This is a genomic window from Virgisporangium aurantiacum (assembly GCF_016863635.1).
Lineage (GTDB): Bacteria > Actinomycetota > Actinomycetes > Mycobacteriales > Micromonosporaceae > Virgisporangium > Virgisporangium aurantiacum.
Genome location: NZ_BOPG01000049.1, coordinates 198,402 through 213,556 on the forward strand (window position 1 = coordinate 198,402; position 15,155 = coordinate 213,556).

Genomic DNA, 15,155 nt, shown 5'->3' on the forward strand with positions numbered 1-15,155 from the left:
GATCGCCCGGATGTCCGACGCTACCGCCGCGCGGTCGCCGCGGTCGGATGCAGAGAGCGGGGGATCGCCGCGAGGAGATCCCGCGCGCTGACCGGCTTGTGCAGCAGGATCACGTCGTCGGGCAGCGCGCTGCGGGCGGCGAGGATCGACTCGGCGTAGCCGGACATGTAGATGACCGGCAGCCCGGGCCGCTCCCGGTGGATCTCGGCCGCCAGCGCCGGCCCGTGCAGGTCCGGCATCACCACGTCGGTGAGCAGCAGTTCGATCGCGGGATGCGTCGCGACGAACGAGCGGGCCTCGTCGACGGTGGCCGCCGACAGAACGGTGTAGCCGTGCCGGTCGAGGATCCGCTCGGTCAGCGCGCGCAGGCTGTCGTTGTCCTCGACGAGCAGGATCGTCTCTCCGGCGCCACCCGGGTCGTCGCCCGGAGTCGGCTCGCCGCGGTCGGTGGTTTCTTCGGTGACCGGGAGCAGCGCGGCGAACGTGGTGCCGTGCCCGGGTTCCGAGTAGATCTGGGCGTGCCCGCCGAACTGGGTGATGATGCCGTAGATGGTCGCCAGGCCGAGCCCGGTCCCGTGGCCCTTGGGTTTGGTGGTGAAGAACGGCTCGAACGCCCGCTCCAGCGTCGCCTTGCTCATGCCTTCACCGGTGTCGCTGACCCGCAGCCGCGCGTAGCGGCCGGTGTGCAGGCCCGGGTGGTGGGCGGCGTAGTGGGCGTCGACGGTGATCATGTCGGTGTCGATGGTGAGCGTGCCGCCGGTGGGCATGGCGTCGCGCGCGTTCACGGCGAGGTTCACCAGCACCTGTTCGAGCCGGCCCGCGTCGGCCTTGATGGGGCGGGAGTCGTCGGTGAGCTCGGTGATCAGCGTGATGTCCTCGCCGAGGGTGCGGCGCAGCAGCTTCTCCACCCCGGCCACCACGGTGTTGAGGTCGAGCACCCGCAGTTCGGTCACCGCGTCGGCGCGCGCGAACGCGAGGAGTTGACGGGTCAGCCCGGCGGCCCGGTCGCCGGCCGCCACGATCTCCAGCAGGTCGTGGTGCAGTTCCCGCAGCGCCGGGTTCGTGACGGCCATCGGTTCGACGTCGGCGGCGGACATGCTCGCGTATCCGTTGATGATTCCGAGCAGGTTGTTGAAGTCGTGTGCCACGCCGCCGGCGAGCTGTCCCAGGCTTTCCAGCCGTTCCGACTGGCGCAGCCGGCGGTCGAGGTGTTCCCGTTCGGTGACGTCGTCGATGACCGCGCACCGGACCTTGCGACCGTTGAACGAGGTGATGTGGGAGGTGACGTCGACCTCGGTGACCGTGCCGTCGCGCTTGAGGTTGCGTTGCCGGTGCGCGCGGTCGACCGGCCCGGCGGCCCGGATCGCCTGTTCGACCGCGGCGGCGTCGTCCTTCGGGCAGAGGCCGGTGACGCTCATGGCGAGCAGTTCCTCGCGGGCGTGGCCGTAGTAGCGCACGGCCGCGTCGTTGACCGCGACGATCGTCAGATCGTGCGTGTCGAACAGGTACATCGGGAACGGGCTGGCGTCGAACATCTGGCGGTAGTTGCGCTCGTGCTCCCGGGCGGTGTCCTCGGCGCGGCGCCGCTCGACGAGCTCGTGGTCCACGGCGATCAGCAGGTTGCTGAACTCGGTGCTGAGGTCGCTGATCTCGCGCGGGCCGGCGACGGACATGGTCCCGTCGAAGCCGGTTGATGTCGAGGCCCGGCGCACCGCCGCGCGCAGCCTGCCGATCGGGCGGGTGATGCTGCGGTACACCAACCAGGTGGCCAGCAGGCCGGCGAGCAGGCCGGCCGCGGCGATGGGAGCCTGGCGCCGGGCCAGCCGGTGCGCGAGGGCCAACGCCTGGGCCCGGTCGGCCCCGGCGAACACGACCCAGTCGGTGCCTTCGATGCCGGCCCGTGCGTACACGCGCCGGCGTCCCTCCACATCGGTTCCGCTTCCGAACCGGCTGTCGCGCAGGGGTTTGCCGGCCCACCGGCCCGGGTCGGGCCACCGCGTCACGATCACGCCGTTGCCGGCCGTCACCAGCAGTTCGAGGCCGCGCGCCCCACCGAACAACTCGCCCGCGGTGGCCGCGAGCGAACCGAGATCGACGAACGCGGCCGCGACGCCCAGGCCGGGTACCGGCACGGTGATCAGGAGAGCGGACCGGCCGGTGCGGCCGTCCACCGTGGGCCCGGTGATCGTGGACGCGCGGGCAGCGTCGCCCAGCCACGACGCCCCGACGTACGGGCTGGCGGCCCCCGCCGGGAGCGGCTGCGAGGAACACACCATCGTGCCGTCGAGACGCAGCACATCGAGGTGCCCGTCGTCGGCACCGCCCAGATTGAACGCGAGCCGGCAGGCCGACGGGTCCACGAAGAGCTGACCTATTCCCGGGTTCGACGCGAGACCGTCCACAGTGGACCGAACCACGGCGAGACTGTGACCGATCTGCTCGGCCGCCTTGCCGGCACCGAACCCGGCGTCCTGCCGTGCCGACGCGATCGCGTCCCGGTCCGCCTGCGCCCAACCCGACCAGCCGGCGATTCCCGCGGTCACCGTGAACAACACCAGCAACCACACCAGATAAACCCGTAGTGGCCATCGGCCCCGGTGGGCCACGGATTCCGCACCGGTGCCACGAGCTCCCGGGTTCACAAACTGACGTTACCGCCGAAGCTGGTGGCGGTTGTGCGCTTGGTGAAACCGGCTTGCATTGTACCTACTGGTATGTACAGAATGCCGGCATGGACTCGCGACAACTGCTCGTCGAGACGATGAGCGAGCTCATGTGGGAGCGCGGCTACGCCGATACGAGCCCGCGTGACGTGCGCGAACGGTCCGGTGTGGGCCAGGGCAGCATGTACCACCACTTCCCGACCAAGCGCGACCTGGCGCTGGCCGCCCTGGAGCGCAACGTCGCCGACCTGCTGCCGGCCACCTCGGAGCTCGACGGTCCCGGCAGCCCGATGGCCCGGATCGAGGCGTACCTGATGCGTCCCCGGGCCGCCCTCAGGGGCTGCAAGGTCGGCCGGATGACCCAGGACCCGCAGGTCCGCGAGGACCCGGTGCTGCTCGCCCCGGTGGCGCGCGCGTTCACACAGGTGCACCTCGGCTGGGCGAAGGCGCTCCGCGAGGCGGTCACCGCCGGCGAACTGCGGGCCGACCTTGATCCCGAGCGCCTCGCCCACACCCTGATGGCCGTCCTGCAGGGCGGCTACGTGCTCGCGATCGCGCAGCAGGACCCGGGCCCGTTCGACGACGCCCGCGCCGGCGCCCTCGACCTGCTCCGGGCGGCGGCACCAGCCAACAACGTTCGCGTGAGCGAACGAAACAGGAGGAACTGAACGTCATGACGGTGCGCATCGGCATCAACGGTTTCGGACGGATCGGCCGCAGCTTCCTGCGCGCCGCCCTCGCGAACGACGCCGACGTCGAGGTGGTCGCGGTCAACGACCTCACCGACGCCCGCACGCTGGCCACGCTGCTCGAGTGGGACTCCGTCTCCGGTCACCTGGACGGCGTCACCTTCGACGGCGACGCGATCGGCGTCCAGGGCAGGCGCATGAGCGTCTTCGCCCACTCCGACCCGGCCACCATTCCCTGGGGCGACGCCGGCGCCGACGTCGTCATCGAGTCCACCGGCCACTTCACCGACGGCGCCGCGGCCGCGGCCCACCTCAAGGGCGGCGCGCGGAAGGTCATCATCTCGGCGCCGTCGAAGGGCGACGTCCCCACGTTCGTCCTCGGGGTGAACGACGACCAACTCGACCCGGACAGCCGCGACGTCTTCTCCAACGGCTCGTGCACCACGAACTCGCTGGCGCCGCTGGCAAAGGTGCTGAACGATTCGTTCGGCCTCGAATCCGGCCTGATGACGACGATCCACGCCTACACGGGCGACCAACGACTGCACGACGCGCCCCACTCCGATCTGCGCCGGGCCCGCGCCGCCGCCGTCTCGACCATCCCGACCTCGTCGGGTGCGGCAAAGGCGATCGGCAAGGTCATCCCCGAACTCGACGGACGCCTCACCGGCGCCGCGCTCCGCGTGCCCGTCCCGGTAGGCTCGATCACCGACCTGACGGTGGTCCTGCGGCAGACCGCCACCGTCGACGACGTCAACGCCGCGTTCCGCGAGGCCGCCGCCTCCGAGCGGCTGCGCCGCTACCTGCAATACTCCGAGGCACCCCTGGTATCGGCCGACATCGTCGGCAACCCCTACTCGTCGATCTTCGACGCACCACTGACCCAGGCCGTCGGCAACCAGGTCAAAGTCCTCGCCTGGTACGACAACGAGTGGGGCTTCTCGAACCGACTGGTCGAATTCTCCGAACGGATCGCGCCTGCGTAGGTCTCCGGCGTGGCCGGGGGTTCGAACGTTGTCGAGCACTTCGCTGGTTTAGTTCGAGCTATAGTTGTCGGGTGACCGATCCCGCGCGGCGTTGGGCGATCAGGACCACGTCGGATGTCCGGCAGTGACTCCGGTCGCTGCGTCGCGACGACCCGGATACCTATCGCTCGGTGAACGTTGCGATCGACATGCTCGCCGAACGCGGTCCTGGTCTGGGCCGCCCGCTCGTCGACACACTTCAGGGCTCGGAGATCAGCAACCTGAAGGAGCTGCGGCCAAGGTCTGGCCGCGATGTGGCGATTCGGATCCTGTTCGTTTTCGACCCGTGGTCGCAGGGAGTGTTGCTGGTCGCCGGGAACAAGGCGGGTGACTGGTCCGGGTGGTACGAGGTGGCGATCCCGGTGGCTGAGGCTGCTTACGAGGGCTGGCTGGCGTTCGAACGCAAGAGGAGGGAGGACTCATGACCGAGTTCCACGACTGGGACGACATCCGTGCCGAACTCGACGACGGAGACACCGATGCGCTCAACGCGGAGCGGGCGCGGACCGAAGCCTGGGTGAGCGCCTTCCATCTGTCCGAGGAGCGCAGGCGTCTCGGACTGACCCAGCGCCAGGTAGCCGAGCTGATGGGTGTCACGCCGGGTCGGGTGAGTCAGATCGAGAACGGTGACCTGGACGTGAACGAGGTCGCCACCCTCAGCCGGTACGCGCAGGCGTTGGGTGCCCGGCTGCGCATCATCTTCGACTACGGCAATGATCTCCGGCAGATTGCCTGACTACGCGTGGTGCCGGCACTTGCGGCGTTGAAAGCGAAGGAGCGTCCTTGACGGAGGCGACGAACTGGCGGGACGTCAAGGCGAAGGCCAGTGCCGCCGATCCCACCTGGGACAGTGCTGAGCGTGTGGCGCGGCGTCGGCAGATGCGTGAGCAGATGCTCGCCTCGGTCAGCGGCGCCCAGTTGGCCGAGATTCGCCAGCAACGTGGCCACGGGCAAAAGGCTCCGTCCCAACTTAAGGGCTCAGCCGAGGCCGGTGCGGTCGAGGCAGTCGATCAAACTCGGCTTGCGGGCGTGTTCCTCGCGGAGCTGCTTCATGCGCTGCGGAATTGCCGGGCTGGTTGTTCAACCTGTACCAGCCGTACCTGATCGATCCGGTCGCGATGGCGCTGACCGCGTGGTGCATCACCGCGGTGGCTTACAACTGGACGAAGGTGCTGCCGTTGCTGCTCACCGCGGCCGGGCTGGCGCGTGAGACGACCACGATGCTGATCGTGCCGCTGTATCTGGTGTTGCGCCGGCGCTGGGTCGACGTGGGCACGGGCGTGCAGGTATCGCTGTTGATTGGCCTGGCGCTGCTGGCGATGTGGGCGGTACGGCAGCCGCAGCGGAGCCGCCAGCGAAAGTCGAGCCGCCGGCCGAAGTCGATCAGCCGGCCGACGTCAATCCGACGGCCGTTCCGGCGCAGCAGGCAACACATGACGTGCCCTGCGGGACACCAACGGGTCAGACGCGCTCTTAGGGAGTTTGCGAGCGCACGTCGTTGATGGTCTTGAGTACCGGGTCGCGCAACTGCTTCGGGGTGTTGCCCTGGGCGATGACCACCCACTGTGGCGGACCACCGGCCGTGGTGCCGAAGTAGTGCAGCATCGTGAACTGCTCGCGCCCGTCGCCGTAGTCGACCTCGACGAACTTGGTCGTGGCGTCTGTGGCGGCCAGCACGCCGTCGGGCTTCCACGGCGTCATCGTCTCGAACTGCGCCTGCTCGGTGGCGTCGCAACTGTTGGCGCAGCGACGGACCACGAATGCCATCACGGAGTGGTTCGGTTGGGCGCCCCACGTGCAGTTGTGTGCCTTGTAGCCCGGCTCGCCGACAAAGAACTCGCACGTCGCGTCGGCCGGCGTACGGAACGCGAACGGCCACGTCTCGAAGTCCTGGACCTTCGTCGCCTCACCGGGCTGCCAGGTGGTGCCGAGCACCGCCACCGGTGCCGCCGACGCCTGAAACGTCGGCCGCGGGGTCGGCGTAGGGCTGGGCGACGGCGAAGGGCTGGCCGAGGTCGTCGTCGGCCCCCCTCCCGTGTCCTTGGCGCGGCCGGGCAGGACGAACGCCGCGGCCGCCGCGCCGGCGGCGAGGACGAGCACCACACCGGCAATCAGCCCGACCCGTAGCCGACGGGCGCGGGACCGGCGCCGCCGCTCGGCCAACTCCTGCGGGCTGGGCAGCGGTGGAATATCGGGCGAACGCGTCCACGACTGGGCGGGATCCGGGGGTTGGGCAGCGGGCTGCTGGGCCGGCCAGTGCACCGGGCCGGGCACCTGCCCCCACGGCGAGATCGGCTGCTGCGGGGCGGACGGTGGCGCGACCGGGCCGGGAACACCGCTGACGGGGGCGGGCGCAGCTTGGATCCAGGGCGCCGACGGCGCGGGCGGGTTCGTCGGCTGCATCGGCGGCGGGGCGGGCTGGTCGGCCGGAGGGGTGTAGACAGCCGGTGACAACGGCGCGACCGGTGATCCGGGTGGCGCGACCGGCGGGCCGGACGGACGCAGCCCGAGGAGCCGCGCAACGAACGCCTGGCCATGCGGATCCGCGGCCAGCGCGGCCCAGGGCTTCACGCCGATGACGTCTTCGGCCAGCAGCGTCACGTCGGTGACGTCAGGTCGTTGCGCCCACCGCACAGCGTCGACGAACGACGCCCGTGCCGCCTGGTTGTTGATCGCACCAGGGGCGAGCAACACCATGATCGCCGGCTGGCCGGTGGACGACCCGCCGTCCCAGACCTCGAACATCTCGGTCTGATTGACCTGCCGGACCAAGTGGAACGTCTGCCCGACCTGCTCCGATGATTGCATCCCCGCCTCCAACGCACCCCTGCCGATATTCTCTCTCATCGACACGACTCGCCAACATCGGCCCAATGTGCCTGAGGTGCCGAAACGGCCGGACGAGCCTACCGCCACCGCAGGGTATGGTCGCTGTCAATGCGAGTGCCGATGCGATTGCGCGCCATCCGGCCTCCGGTCTGGGCGCTCTCCGGCGCGACGGTCGTCGTCGCGCTCGTCAGTGCGACCGTCGTCGTCACGCTGCTCAGCGGGGCGGCCACGACCACGGCCGGAGCCACGGAGGCAACGCACAGCAATCTCACCGAGCGGGAGAGCGGTGTGGGTAGCGGTCTGCGGCATCGCGGACGCGCGAGCGGCGTGAAGATCGGCACGGCGGCGCAACCGGCCGCCATGGCGGAAAACGGGGCATACCAGGCGGTCCTGTCCCAGGAGTTCGACAGCGTGACGTCCGAGAGCCAGATGAAGTGGGACATCGTCGAGCCGGCCCGGGGAGCGTACGACTGGACGAGCTCCGAGGCCCTGGTCCGGTTCGCCGAGGCCAACGGCCAGATCGTGCGTGGGCACACGCTTGTCTGGCACGACGCGTTGCCGGGCTGGGTGGCCAACGGCACGTTCAGCCCGGAGCAGCTTCGTGACCTGTTGCGCGAACACATCCAAACCGTCGTCGGCCGGTACAAGGGTCGCGTCGCCGCCTGGGACGTCATCAACGAACCCATCGCCGACACCGGCGGCAAGCTGCGCCCGTCACTGTGGATGACCGCGCTCGGCCCCGGCTACATCGCCGATGCCCTGCGCTGGGCCCACGAGGCCGACCCCGGCGCCAAGCTGTACATCAACGACTACGGCGTGGAGGCCGTCAACGCGAAAAGCGACGCGTTGTACAACGTCGTGCGAGGACTGCGCCGGGACGGCGTCCCCGTCGACGGTGTCGGCTTCCAGTCACACCTCGCCCTCAGCACCAACCTGACCACGCTCGACGCCAACCTCCGTCGCTTCGCGGACCTCGGTCTCGACATCGCGATCACCGAGATGGACGTGCGGCTGCCGCTTCCGGCCACGCCGGCCCAGCACGTCGCCCAGGCCGGCCTCTATACGCGGGTCCTCCAGGCCTGTCTCGCCGTCGCGCGCTGTGTCTCGTACACCGTGTGGGGTTTCACCGACCGGTATTCGTGGGTCCCGTACGCCTATCCCGGTTGGGGTGACGCATGTCTCTTCGACGCCACCTACCAGCCGAAGCCCGCGTACCAGCAGCTTCGCCAGTTGCTCGTCGACAGCCCGAGACGTTGACGTGACCGACGAGGCGGGGACGGCGACTGCGGGCGAACGGTCGGCGGGGTTGCCGGGCACGGGTCTGCGGGTTCTCCACGTCACCAACATGTGGCCGGTCGACGGCAGCTTCCGCGGAATCTTCGTGCGCGAACAGGTCGACGCGTTGCGGGCGGCCGGGGTGGACGTCGAGGTCGAGGTCGTCGCGCAGGCCCGCGGGCGGCGCGACTATCTGTTGGCGGCGCCGAGAATCCGTCGGCTGGTCCGGGACGGCGGCTATGACCTCGTCCACGTCCATCACGGCATGACCGCGCTCGCGACCCGGTTCGCCGGACCGGTGCCGCGCGTCCTGAACCTCTACGGCCACGACATCAACTGGCACTGGCAGCGCTGGATCACCCGGCTCGGCTGGGGCGGCGTCGCCGACAAGGTGTACGTGTCGCGGCGGATGGCGGTCGCCGCGGGCGATCCCGACGGCGAGGTCATCCCCAACGGCGTCGACTTCGACCTGTTCACGCCGATCGACCGGGCGGGCGCGCGCGCCGGTCTGCGCATCGCGCCGGACGAGAAGGTGATCCTGTTCGGCGGCGTGCCGGAGAACTGGGTCAAGGGCCACGACGTCTTCACCGACGTCCTCAACGCGCTGACCGCACGCGGGATGCCGGTGCGCGAGCTGGTGCTCGCCGCGCCCGGACAGAGCCGGGCCGACGTCGCACCGAAGTTCGCCGCCGCCGACCTGCTGCTGTTCACCTCGCGCCGGGGCTATGAGGGATCGCCGACGGTGGTCAAAGAGGCGTCGGTGATCGGGCTGCCGGTGGTGACCACCGACGTCGGCGACGTCGCGGACGTCCTGGCCGGAGTGACGCCGTCGGCCGTGGCTCCGTGGGGCACCACCCGTGACGAACTCGTCGACGGCCTGACCCAGCGGGCCTTCGAGGTCCTGACCGACGGCCGGCGGTCCAACGGTCGTGAGGTCAACGCGTGGCTCGACTGGGCCGTCATCGCCCGCCAGGTGATCGCGCACTACCGGCGGGTGCTCACGTCGTCTCGGTAGTGACGGCGGCCGACGTGGTCTCCTCGCGCTGGCGCGTTCCCTCGTGCTGGTGCGTTCCCTCGCGATCGTGCGTTCCTTCGCGCTGGCGCGGAATGGCGCCGACGTGCGTGCGGGCGGCCGCCTGCGGGCCGGGCACCGGCTGACGCGACCGGCGGCGCGCCAGCCGGTCGATCAGCGCGAGATAGGTGACCTTCTGCTGCCGCCACTGCAACGGCACGAGCGCGACACTTGCCCGCTCGGCCTGCTTTCTGGCCCGCTCCGGGTCGCTCGCCAGCCCACGCATGGCGGCGACGAGGTTCGCGACGTCGGCGGGATCGACGAAGGTGATGGCGTCGTCCGGGAAGTGCCGGACGATGACCCGGTTGCGGAAGCTGATCACCGGCACCCCGAGGGCCATGTACTCCATCAGCTTTGTCGGCAGGACCTCGCGGGTCCACGGGTCGAGCTGGCTGGGCAGCACGCCGAAGTGGACCCGTTCCAGGGCCGGCGGAATCGAGGTGATCGGCAGCAGTCCGTCGGGCAGGGACACGATCCCGTCCAGGCCGCCCTCGGCCACCTGGACCCGCAGCGCGGCGAGGGCGTCGCCGCTGCCGAGGATCTGCAGCCGCACCCGGGGCATCTCGCGATGGAGCTGTGCCACCGCCTCGACGAGGTTGGCCAGGCCGTGCCGGGGGGCGAGAAGACCGTGGTAACTGAAGACGATGTCGCCGTCGGTGGCGGGCGGCCGGTGCTCGCGCGGCGGGAAGAGCCGCTCGTCGGGGCTGTTGAGCACGATCGTCAGCGGCCGTTTGGTCATCGCCCGGATGGTTTCCGCATAGGGCTCGTGGACGGTGAGAACCTCGTCGGCGAACGCGAACGCGGCCCTGGTGCTCAGTTGGATGCCGCGCATGACGAGACCCCGCGGCGAGAACTTCGACGCGAACAACTGGGCGGTCAGGTCGTGCACGTCGAGGAGGACGGGCGTGCGGGCGAGCTTCTGCGCCGCGGCCGTGAAGATCATGGCCTCGGGCATCGTGTGGGTCTGCACGAGGTCGAATGCCCGCGGCCGGCGGATCAGCCACGCGGTCGCGCGCACGAAAAACGCGCCGTAGAGCCGGAGATAGGCCAGCGCCGAATCGCCGCGGTACTTCGAGACCCGCAGATGGATGACGCGAACGCCGTCGATCATCTCCTCGCGCGGTGCACCGGCCCGGTTGAGGGCGAGCACGGTCACGTCGTCGCCGCGTGCGGCGAGCGCCTCGGCCTCCCGGCGCACGCGGGGGTTCGCCTCGTACTCCGAAACGATCACCATGCCGATCCGCAGCGGACGGTCCGCCTCGTCCACCCGCTGGCGGGGGAGGTCCGGGGCGGCGTGCCGGGCGAGGCCGACCGTCCAGGCGATGCCGAGGACGGTGAACAGCAGCGCGGGGAACAGCGGGTCTTCCAGCGAGATGGACAGGAACGCGACGAGGAACGCGACGGCCATCGTGGCGATGGCCCACGGCAGCGCCGGCGATGGCAACGTGCGTTCCCCGCTCGCGTCCGACTTCCGTCGCGCCCGGCGGGACGCCGTCAGCAACGGCCGGATGAGCAGGAACAGCCAGCCGACGTAGGCGAGCGCACCGATCGCGCCGGTCTCCACCCACAGGTGCAGCCAGAACGAGTCGACCGTCTCCGTGTAGAAGCCGTGCATGTCGAAGCCGTTCGGCCCGAACCGGGGATCCTCGTTCCAGCGCGGGTTGTTCTGGTAGGCCACGTAGCCACCGAACTGGCCGGTGCCGTAACCCAGCAGTGGTCGGTGCCGCCAGAGGTCGAACGCCTGTTGCGCGTAGAGGACGCGGATCTCACGCTCGGCCGGCGGCGGCGCCGCCGGCTGCGTAACCGGAGACGGCTGTTCCGCCGGTGCCGGCTGGGTCGACGCGGGCTGGGTCGGCGCGGGCTGGGAGGCCTGGTCCTGCGACGGCGTGGCCGCCGCCGTCGGACCGGGCGCCGGGGACTGTGTCGGCTGCGGGGTGGGGCGGGATCCGGACGGCGCCTTGACCGCGTTGACCACACCGTCGAACCGGCGGGACCACTCCGCGCGGTTGCTCGGCGTGATCACCAGCGGCACCGCGGCGAACAGGACGACGAGAGCGGCGCAGGCGAACACGATCCTCTTGCGGGTCCCGTTGACCAGCGGGATGACGACCAGTCCGGCGAGCGCCGCGAGGATCGACTCGCGGGACTGGGTGGCGGCGAGCCCGAGCAGCACCACGCCGAACGCCGACCACCACCGGGCCGGTCGGCGTGGCCGGGCCGCCAGCACCGCGGCGATGCCCAGCGCGGCCAGCGCGAGCAGGTGGCCGAGGTCGTTGGGGTGTTTGAACAGCCCCTGCGCCCGGTTGATGTCGGCCCACGTCATGTCGTTCCAGCCGAGCCACAGGTACGCCTGCCGACCGACCGCGAGTTGCAGGATCCCGGCCAGGGCGTGCACGGCGACGAGTGGGGCGAGCACGAGCACGAACCGGCGCACCTGCACCGGATCCGGTGCCAGGGCCCGCCACGCATAGAAAATGATCGCGCCGCGCAGGTACACGAAAATGGCCTGGGCGATCAGCGACGGCGACGATCCGGAAACCAGACCGGCCACCACCAACACGACGAACAGCACGGCCAGCGCCACGTCGGCGTCGGTGCGGAAGCTGCGCCAGCGGCGGGCCATCGTGATCTTCGCCGCGGCGGCCACGGCGAGCGCGAGGAACAGCCCGTTCTTCAACAGCCGCGGCCAGGTTGTCGGCGCGACGTCACCGAAACTCGACATGCGCGCCTGCAGCAACACGCCGTTGAGCCAGCCTTCGGCCAGCACGAGAACCAACAGGCACAGAAGCAAAACCCATAGCAGACGATCGAAGCGGCGCGTCCAGTTGGCGATGCCCGAGGCCCCCGTCGCCCTCAGCACGTCGTTCACCCCGGGTCACCGCCGGGGGTTCGGCGCGCGGCGGTCAACAGGGCCTTGCCATCCTTGGCGAACACGGCCGTCGCGAGCAGGCAGCACAGCAACGCGGCGACCGCGGCGCCGAGTGGCCCGGCGTCGAAACGGTCGAACACCGTCGCCAACGCGAACGCGCCGCCGAGCGCCAGTACGCCGCGGACGACCATGCCATGCCACTGCAACGTCCAGCGACGCGCGGCCGCCACCATCGGACCGGCCGAGGTGACGATCGTCGCGACGAGGTATGCCCCGGCCACGCCGGCGCCGCCGAACCACCAGCCCAATGGTGCGACCAGCGACAGACCCACCGCGCAGCCGACCACCGAAGCGATCACCGGGATTCTGGCCTCCCGCATCGTGCCACTGGCCAACGCGTTGATCGGGCCGATCGCGGCGACCGCGGCGTAGGTCGCGACGAGCAGCAGCCGGAGCTCCGGCGCGCCGGCCTCGTACCCGCGGCCTCCGTATGCCGCCAGAATCGGGCCGGCCAGCGGAAGCGCCGCGGCGAAGACGGGTGCGAGCAGCACCATGGTGGCGCGCATCGAAACGTCGGCGCTGCGACCGACCGCGTCCTCGGCACCGCCGCCACGGGCGTGTGACATCGCGGGGAACAGCGCCATCCCGAGCACCCGCGGTAGGAGGTAGAGCGGGGAGACGAGCGTCACGGCGGCGACCAGAAACCCGACGCTGCGGGCGTCGGCGAACGTGGCGGCCAGCAGGGGGACGCCCTGCAGCAGGCCGGCCGCGGAACCCGCGCCCAACGCGGCGAGGCCGATGAACACCAGGATCTCCCGGCGCCGATCCGGCGCCACGGGCCGCGCCCCGCCGCCACGCAGGACCGCCGAGCGCAGGCCGAACCGCGAGCCGACGACCACCACCGCATAGCCGACGGTGAGCGGCGCGAGGTACTGCGTCGAGCCGGAGAGGACGACGACAACCGTCGCGACGATCGCCAGGCCCGATCCGGCGAGTTCCAGCCAGCCGTAGCGCGCGAGCCGGTCGAAGCCGTAGAGCGCGGCCTTGTCGACGCTGTACGCCGAGAACATCGCGGCCAACAGTCCAACGTGGACACTGCCGACGACCGTCAACGCGAACATCCACCAGGCCACGACCGCGGCGATCGCGCCCAGCACGATCGCGGCGACGTCGGACAACCGGCGGATGGACGTGTAGACCGCCGACGCCTCCGCCCCGTCGCCCCGCCCCCGACTCTGCGCGACATACTTCGTCATCGCACTGGCCAACCCGGCCGGCACGAACAGGGCCACGACGTAGGTGATGCCGATCAAGGAGCCCACGAGCCCGTACGTGGCGGCGCTGACCGAGTGGCTGATCAGGGAGCCGTGCACAAGGCGGCTGACTCCGAGCACGACCAGGGCACCCATCGACAACGCGCCGGCCCGAAGCATCACGCCCGCACCCAGCGCGGCGGTCGGCGCAGCGCCGGATCGGGCCGCCCCGACACCCCGGCTAGCCCGTCCGGCGGCAACACGCTGGTCGGACATGCCGGGATCCTACAAGGCGGTCGTGTCCCCCCGCGTCCCCGCAAAACCGCATGAACCACGCCACTCAGCGCACGCCGGGCATTCCTCCGCATCGTGTGGCGGAGGCCACACGGCCTACGCGGCGCCGTTGCGCTTCTGTGATGTGCCCCCGGCAGGAATCGAACCTGCGACACACGGTTTAGGAAACCTGTGCATAACGGCCTGCGGTCGGCGCCTGGAACGCGCAACGCGCCTACCTGCGGATACCAACGAGTGCCAAACGCTGCCAACGGGTGCCAAGGGGTCCCAACGGCTGCCAGCGGCCGGCCCCATTGACCGGTGGAGCACAAATGGAGCACGCGCGATCACGCCCGTGGCCCCAGTACCAACGGGTGCCATGCAATGCCAACCGCTACCAATCACTGCCAACCACTCACCGAGCACTTTCCGAACACAGCAAGATCACCTCTGACGCTCGTCAGCCAGGAGTAGCACCGGTCTCATATGCGGCGCAGCCATCGACTCATAGGATTCTTCTCGATGGTCCGAGCGGCGTGCGCCTGCCGACGCCGCGTCGGCGTTGCCGGCCGCGGGCTACAAGAAGGTCTGGACCGTCGGCCGGAGCACAGGAACGGCCGGATAGCGGCGGGTACAGATGTCGATCTCGTGGGTGGTCCTGGCACGGCTCACGAGTCGACGCACCCGACCGGCGGGTCAGCGTCGCCGGCGTAGCGGCTCCGACACGGCGGGGGATGGCTCGGCGGTTTCCCCGGCCCGTGAGACTGGCAGGCTCCGTTAATCGAGTAGTCCGGGTTCACCTCATCAACGACGTCGGGATAACGCTGTGTCACCGACAGAGACCTTCGCTGCGTTTCCGGATCTGGTAGCCGATGAGCGCGTATGTGATCTTTGTTGTCGCGCATGGCACGCGTATCCAGCAATGTAGATCGCGGCCTTTATCGGCCGAAAGGTGAGAATCGAGGTCGAATACGAGTCACTCTACGGTGACGAGAAAGTTTGAAGCCGTCTTCGAAGGGTCGCTGGGATCCGACTTGGCGCAGGAATCTGACGATCGGCCAACGGAAGCGACCGCGACGACGAAGTCTCCGCAGCATGGTTGAACTGCCGCCGGCGTTCGGGGTGCTGCGCAGGCGCCAACGGCTCGTGGGGAGTCGTCCGTGCGACCGATTTCGTTTCGGTGGGCGGGTTCAACAATGGGGTTCGT

12 protein-coding genes are annotated in these 15,155 nt (G+C 70.0%); 8 read left to right on the forward strand and 4 right to left on the reverse strand.

The annotated features are described in order from the left end of the window. Positions 1-20 precede the first annotated feature (20 nt). Entirely contained in the window at positions 21-2,567 is a 2,547-nt protein-coding gene (locus tag Vau01_RS37645) for a hybrid sensor histidine kinase/response regulator (protein WP_204003713.1), read from the reverse strand. 164 nt (positions 2,568-2,731) lie between these two features. Between Vau01_RS37645 and Vau01_RS37650 the strand changes: the two genes are divergently transcribed. From Vau01_RS37650 to Vau01_RS37675, 6 genes are all read left to right on the forward strand, one after another. Further along, positions 2,732-3,331, forward strand: a complete 600-nt coding sequence (locus Vau01_RS37650; protein WP_204003714.1) for a TetR/AcrR family transcriptional regulator — start codon at positions 2,732-2,734, stop codon at positions 3,329-3,331. 5 nt (positions 3,332-3,336) lie between these two features. After that, positions 3,337-4,338: a type I glyceraldehyde-3-phosphate dehydrogenase gene (gap, locus tag Vau01_RS37655; RefSeq protein WP_204003720.1), complete on the forward strand. Its 1,002-nt coding sequence runs from the start codon at positions 3,337-3,339 to the stop codon at positions 4,336-4,338. Positions 4,339-4,508: 170 nt separating this feature from the next. Then, a complete protein-coding gene (locus tag Vau01_RS37660; RefSeq protein ID WP_373320361.1) occupies positions 4,509-4,802 on the forward strand; it encodes a type II toxin-antitoxin system RelE/ParE family toxin in 294 nt (97 codons plus the stop codon). Then, positions 4,799-5,113 carry a helix-turn-helix domain-containing protein gene (locus Vau01_RS37665; protein ID WP_204003723.1) on the forward strand — a complete coding sequence of 105 codons (315 nt, stop codon included), beginning with the start codon at positions 4,799-4,801 and terminating at the stop codon, positions 5,111-5,113. The genes Vau01_RS37660 and Vau01_RS37665 overlap by 4 nt, the downstream gene beginning before the upstream one ends. A 47-nt stretch (positions 5,114-5,160) precedes the next feature. Then, entirely contained in the window at positions 5,161-5,481 is a 321-nt protein-coding gene (locus Vau01_RS37670) for a hypothetical protein (protein WP_204003726.1), read from the forward strand. Further along, positions 5,454-5,879: a hypothetical protein gene (locus Vau01_RS37675; RefSeq protein WP_204003729.1), complete on the forward strand. Its 426-nt coding sequence runs from the start codon at positions 5,454-5,456 to the stop codon at positions 5,877-5,879. Before Vau01_RS37670 ends, Vau01_RS37675 begins: the two co-directional genes overlap by 28 nt. Here the strand turns inward: Vau01_RS37675 and Vau01_RS37680 are convergent. Beyond that, the gene (locus Vau01_RS37680; RefSeq protein ID WP_204003732.1) at positions 5,851-7,185 is read right to left on the reverse strand and encodes a hypothetical protein; all 1,335 of its coding nucleotides are present in this window, start codon (positions 7,183-7,185) and stop codon (positions 5,851-5,853) included. The two genes, Vau01_RS37675 and Vau01_RS37680, sit on opposite strands and share 29 nt — an antisense overlap. 141 nt (positions 7,186-7,326) lie before the next feature. Here Vau01_RS37680 and Vau01_RS37685 point away from each other — a divergent pair, with 141 nt between their 5' ends. Together Vau01_RS37685 and Vau01_RS37690 are read left to right on the forward strand one after the other, a co-directional pair. Continuing rightward, positions 7,327-8,463: an endo-1,4-beta-xylanase gene (locus Vau01_RS37685; RefSeq protein ID WP_204003735.1), complete on the forward strand. Its 1,137-nt coding sequence runs from the start codon at positions 7,327-7,329 to the stop codon at positions 8,461-8,463. A gap of 1 nt (position 8,464) precedes the next feature. Beyond that, complete coding sequence (locus Vau01_RS37690; RefSeq protein ID WP_204003737.1) at positions 8,465-9,496, forward strand: glycosyltransferase family 4 protein; 1,032 nt, start codon at positions 8,465-8,467, stop codon at positions 9,494-9,496. Here Vau01_RS37690 and Vau01_RS37695 read toward each other — a convergent pair. Then, entirely contained in the window at positions 9,480-12,413 is a 2,934-nt protein-coding gene (locus tag Vau01_RS37695; RefSeq protein WP_204003739.1) for a glycosyltransferase, read from the reverse strand. The genes Vau01_RS37690 and Vau01_RS37695 overlap by 17 nt on opposite strands. 5 nt (positions 12,414-12,418) lie before the next feature. Next, positions 12,419-13,951, reverse strand: coding sequence for a lipopolysaccharide biosynthesis protein (locus tag Vau01_RS37700; protein ID WP_204003747.1), 1,533 nt, complete (start codon positions 13,949-13,951; stop codon positions 12,419-12,421). Between the last annotated feature and the right edge of the window lie 1,204 nt (positions 13,952-15,155).

What these genes read in the sequence shown, in the direction of transcription:
- Vau01_RS37650 (WP_204003714.1), top strand. Translation starts at nt 2,732, where the DNA reads ATGGACTCGCGACAACTGCTCGTCGAGACGATGAGCGAGCTCATGTGG.
- gap (WP_204003720.1), top strand. Translation starts at nt 3,337, where the DNA reads ATGACGGTGCGCATCGGCATCAACGGTTTCGGACGGATCGGCCGCAGC.
- Vau01_RS37665 (WP_204003723.1), top strand. Translation starts at nt 4,799, where the DNA reads ATGACCGAGTTCCACGACTGGGACGACATCCGTGCCGAACTCGACGAC.
- Vau01_RS37680 (WP_204003732.1), bottom strand. Translation starts at nt 7,185, where the DNA reads ATGCAATCATCGGAGCAGGTCGGGCAGACGTTCCACTTGGTCCGGCAG.
- Vau01_RS37685 (WP_204003735.1), top strand. Translation starts at nt 7,327, where the DNA reads ATGCGATTGCGCGCCATCCGGCCTCCGGTCTGGGCGCTCTCCGGCGCG.
- Vau01_RS37700 (WP_204003747.1), bottom strand. Translation starts at nt 13,951, where the DNA reads ATGTCCGACCAGCGTGTTGCCGCCGGACGGGCTAGCCGGGGTGTCGGG.